Source organism: Kitasatospora sp. NPDC043950, from assembly GCF_056435345.1.
This window is the reverse complement of sequence record NZ_JBWKER010000014.1, coordinates 1-4,715: the sequence shown is the minus strand read 5'-3', so window position 1 is coordinate 4,715 and position 4,715 is coordinate 1. Positions and strand designations below refer to the sequence as shown.

Annotated in this window: 4 protein-coding genes; 1 reads left to right on the top strand and 3 read right to left on the bottom strand. The window is 75.1% G+C overall.

The features are described 5' to 3' along the window. Positions 1-148 precede the first annotated feature (148 nt). On the bottom strand, positions 149-1,249 hold the full coding sequence (locus AC07BF_RS12165; RefSeq protein ID WP_400329230.1) for a baeRF3 domain-containing protein: 1,101 nt from the start codon (positions 1,247-1,249) through the stop codon (positions 149-151). A 310-nt stretch (positions 1,250-1,559) separates the two neighbouring features. Here AC07BF_RS12165 and AC07BF_RS12160 point away from each other — a divergent pair, with 310 nt between their 5' ends. Then, on the top strand, positions 1,560-1,796 hold the full coding sequence (locus AC07BF_RS12160) for a hypothetical protein (RefSeq protein ID WP_478317137.1): 237 nt from the start codon (positions 1,560-1,562) through the stop codon (positions 1,794-1,796). A 49-nt stretch (positions 1,797-1,845) separates the two neighbouring features. Here AC07BF_RS12160 and AC07BF_RS12155 read toward each other — a convergent pair whose 3' ends face one another. After that, complete coding sequence (locus AC07BF_RS12155) at positions 1,846-3,366, bottom strand: sigma-70 family RNA polymerase sigma factor (protein WP_478333320.1); 1,521 nt, start codon at positions 3,364-3,366, stop codon at positions 1,846-1,848. A gap of 118 nt (positions 3,367-3,484) precedes the next feature. Beyond that, on the bottom strand, positions 3,485-4,513 hold the full coding sequence (locus tag AC07BF_RS12150) for a CAP domain-containing protein (RefSeq protein WP_478333319.1): 1,029 nt from the start codon (positions 4,511-4,513) through the stop codon (positions 3,485-3,487). Positions 4,514-4,715 lie beyond the last annotated feature (202 nt).

Here is a 4,715-nt window from a genome sequence, read left to right as displayed (position 1 = left end):
AGGACTGGGGGTGTGTTATTTTTTTTCGTTTCACTGGGGGTGGGTTTCCCTCTGTGATAGCCGGTCATGGAGACGGTTGGTGGGGTCCCGGTCCCGCCCCGCCCCCCCACCGAGCGGGTCAATACCGGGCGGGTCAGTACCGGGCGGGTCAGTACCGCAGGACGGCCGCGATGTGGCCGCGGGCGTCGAGTTCGCCGGTGGGGACGAACTGCACCTTGGCGCCGGTGTCGAGGGCGCGCTCCACGATCTCGTCGACCATGTCCTCGCGGACGTCGGGCTCACCGGCCGCCGCCGGGACGAGGTGGTTGTCGGTCACCCGGACGGGCTGCCAGTAGTCCTCCTCCACCGCGACCAGCGCGGCGCGGCCCTCGGCGACGGTCTGCCAGACCTCGTCGATGCCGGCGGCCAGGCCCTTCACGCCCTGGGCCTGGTCGAGGCGCTCGTGCAACTCGGTGACGGCCTTGCTGCCCTGCTCGGCGACCGTGGACCGGACGGCCTCGGCCACCGCGGCGGCGGCGGCGTGGCCGAGGCCGCCGTGCGAGACCTGGGCGGTGGCCCGCTTGGCAGCGGTGCCGACCTCGTCGAGCAGGGAGATCGCGGCGGCCTCGCCGAGCACGTACAGCGGGCGGTTGTCGGCCTCCAGCACGGCGGCCAGCGCGGTGTCGGCCGAACGCAGGAAGCGGCGGGTCTCCTCGTCGCGGAAGGTGCTCGGTACGTCCCCGATCCGCTCCTGGCGCTCGACGTCCCAGTCCGGCCGGACCTGGTCGAGCGGGAAGGCGGCACCCGTGTGCTCGGCCAGGTGCGCCCCGCTGCCGCTGAACAGGGCGACCCGGTCGGCGGCGACGGTCAGCACCCAGTAGGGCGCACCGGCGGTGTAGGCGGAGACCAGGTTGCGGGTCAGGAAGGTTTCGGACAGCACGACCCGGGAGGGCACCGGGCGCGGCAGGGACCACACCTGGTGCTCACCGGGGGCGGCGTAGATCACCAGGCCGTCCTCGGCGTGCACGAGGTCGACCTCGGTGAGCGCGCGGTCCAGCTGCTCGACGACGTCCAGCCGGTCGGCCCGGCTGACCGCCTCGTCGGCGTGCAGCCGGTTCTTCGCCTCGGCGACGAGGTTGCGCAGGCGGACCGGGTCCTGGGTGTTGTCGGGCTCGCTGCGGTGGGTGGGCAGCAGAACGGAGACGGCCGGGTAGCGCCGGGGGCGGCGCAGCTCGGCGAGGACGGCTGGCGTGAGCTCGGCTGCGTGCATCGGGTGCCCTTCGTGTCGCGGTGGGGGGTCCTGGTCGATGAGACCGACGTCGATGAGACCGAAAGTGTGGTGATTCAACCGATTTGCCGGAATCATTCCCGACCCCTCCCCATCCCACCGCCCTCCCACGCCTCCCGCCACCGGAAAAGGCCCGGGGCCCGACAGCCCGTCCGGGGCCCGCGGCGCCAGCGTTCGGCCGACCGGCCGTCACCGGGCTGCGGCTGTGCCGCGGCCCCGGCCGCACGGCCACGGACGAGGGAATCCGCCGCCGTCCTCGTAACCCGCCCGGCGGATCGTCGTTGGACCCGCCATGAAGAAGCGCAGCATGCTCGCCGTCGCCTCGCTCGCCGTGGGTTTCGTGGCCTCGCTCACCGCACCGAGTGCGCACGCCAGTGCCGTCGGGGGGCAGGAGGGAATGTCCGGGTCGCTGACCAGTGCGCCGGACGCGTTGCCGGGGCAGGTCGGGGACGCGGGCGGTGTGGTCGGGGAGGCGACCGGGTACGTGACGGGCTCGGCCGACGGACTGGTCGGGGTCACCCCCGCCTAGCTCGCAGCAGCGCGACAACGTGTCGGTACGACGGTGCTGCGGTGCGGTGTCAGGACAGCGGGGCGCCGAGGTCCTGGGTCCAGTAGGCGCCGGCGGGGCCGGTGGCCAGACCGACGCCGACGTCCTTGAAGCCGCAGTCCAGCATGTTGGTCTGGTGGATGCCGCCGTCCATCCAGTGGGCGACCACCGTGGCGGGGGACGTCGGACCCCGGTCGAGGTTCTCGCCCCACTGGGACCAGCGGTAGCCGACGGCCGTCAGCCGGGCGTCGGTGCGGACGCCGTCCGGGTTGACGTGGTCGAAGAAGCCACGGGCGACCATGTCGTCGGCGTGCTTCTGGGCGGCCGCGTGCAGCCGGGGGTCGATCCGCAGGGGGGCGCAGCCCACCTTGCCGCGTTCGGCGTTGACGAGGTCGACGAGTTGGCGCTCCGGGCTGGGCGGCGGCGGGGCCACCGACCGGGTGGCGGTGGGTGACGGCGTGGCCGTCGGTGTCTCGCTGGGGGTCGGCGTGGGCGTGGCCGACAGGGTGACCGGGGCGGCGGCCGGGGTCGCGGGGGGCAGCGGGGCGGCGGGAGCGGCGGCCGGGGTGGTGGGTTCGGGGGTCGCCTCCCTCGGGGTGTCGGCGGGGTGCGACCAGACCAGGGCGAGGGTGGTGACGGTCACCACCGCCACCGCACCGCTCGCCAGGACGGCCTTGCGCGCGGCGGTCCCGGCCCAGCCCGCGTGGGTGCTCGCGGCGGTCGGGGCGGTGGTGGCGACGGTGGCCGCGGTGTGCTGGAAGTGCAGCAGCGCGGGCGAGCCGAGCGGGATCGGCACCAGGGCGAGGCCGGCCAGCAGTCCTTCGGCGGGGAAGAGGTCGCGGCCGAGGCGGTCGCAGGTGGCGCAGCCGCGGATGTGGCGGGCGATGCGCTTGCGCCACACGGAGTTGGGGGTGCCGTCGAAACCGGTGGTGACGTCGGCGAGTTCGGGGCAGCGGGGGTAGGCGCCGAGGGCGCGGACGACGATCCGGCCGGCTTCGAGCTGCTTCTTCATCCGCTGCACGCGGACGGCGGTGTGCTGCGGGGTCAGGTCGAGGGCTTCGGCCAGTTCGGTGCGGGTGAGTTCGCCGCTGGCCTCCAGCCACCAGAGGGCGAGGAGTTCGCGATCGTCGGGGTCGAGCCAGCGGGTGGCCTCGGCGACTTCCCGGCGCTGGCCGGAGAGGCCGAGGCGCAGGACGGTGAGGTCGGTGAAGTCGGCCCTGGGGTCGGCGAGTTCCCAGGTCTCGTCGAGGCCCCCGACGGTGGGCTGCTGCTGGCCGGCGGCGTGGCGACGACGGATCTGGTTCATCGTGATGGCGACCAGCCAGGAGCGGAAGGACTCCGGCTCGCGCAGCCCGTCCAGGCCGTCCAGGGCGCGGATCATGGTCTCCTGGGCGACGTCGTCGACATCGGCGTGACCGTCCAGGGCGCGCCCGGCGACGTTGTAGACGAGCGGCAGCCAGGCGGCGACCAGCGCCTCCTGGGCCTGCCGGTCGCCCGCCTGGGCCGCGCGTACCAGGGTGGTCCCGGTCCTGTTCTGCACGTCAGCGTTCATGGTCCGCACTCCGTCTTGCCGTGTTCCGTTCGCCGCTGCCTCCTCGGAGACCTGTGGTGAGTGATCAGATAACAACAATTTGCGCGGAATCGGAAAACGGACCCTGCCGGAGGGCCGGTCAGGCCGGGGCGGCGAAGACCTGGGTCCACCAGGGGCCGCCGGAACCGGTCCGCACACCGACCCCGAGCTGCTTGAACGCGCAGTTCAGGATGTTCGCACGGTGACCGGGGCTGTTCATCCAGGAATCCATCACCGCGGCCGGGTCCTTCTGGCCGCGGGCGATGTTCTCGCCCCAGGTGCTCCAGCGGTAGCCGGTCACCTCGATGCGGTGGTCGGCGTGGTCGCCGTCGGGGCTGGCGTGGTCGAAGTAGTTGCGGTCCGCCATGTCGTCGCTGTGCGACTGGGCGGCGCCGGCCAGCCGGGGCTCGGCGCTGACCGGGCCGCAGCCGGCCTTGGCGCGTTCGACGTTGACCAGGTCGACGACCTGCTGGGCGGAGGAGGGAGCGGCGCCGCCGCCGACCGGGGTGGGCGCCGAGGCGCTCGTGGGGGCGGGGGCACCGGTGCGCTGCGCGGCGGCCGGGGTGCCGGCGGACTTGGCGGGAGCAGGAGGGGTCACGGGCGTGCTCGGGCTCGGCCTCCCGGTGGCCGTCCGGGTCGGCGTCGCGGTCGCCGGGGCCGTCGGGGACGCCGGAGCGGCGGGGGTGGTCGCGGCGGCACTGGTCGGGGCCGGTGCCGCGTCGGTGGCGGCCGGGGTGACCGGCGGCGCGGCGACGTCGGGGCCCGCTCCCCCGGCGCCGGGGACCTGGATGCCGTCGTGGGTGCCGGCCTCGGCTGCTATCAGGGCGGCGTCCGCCGCCAACGCCTGACCGGTGGCGTCCCGGTCGGCCTGCTTGCCGCCGTAGGCCGCGTAGCCGGCGCCGACCAGGGCGGCGAGCAGTCCGGTGCCGGCCACGGCGGCGGCGACGGCGGCGACCGGGCCGACCGGACCGCGCCGTCGGGCCCGGCGGCCCCGGCCTCCGGGGCGTTCCGTGTGCCGCTGGGCGGCCCGGCGCGCGGCGCGGCCACCGGGTCGGCCGGAGGCTCCGCTCCGCGCACCGCTCTCGGCACCGTTCGCCGGGAGGATGGTCGTCCTGTCGTCGCTGTTCACGTGCCCACGCTTTCTGTCCGGGTCGGCGGGTCGGGTGCCGACACCTGGGAGACCGCCCGACGACGCGCCGATAACAGAAAGTCCGAACGAATGTCCGGCGGCAGGGTCGCGGGGGGGGGGGGGGGGGGGGGGGGGGGGGGGGGGGGGGGGGGGGGGGGGGGGGGGGGGGGGGGGGGGGGGGGGGGGGGGGGGGGGGGGGGGG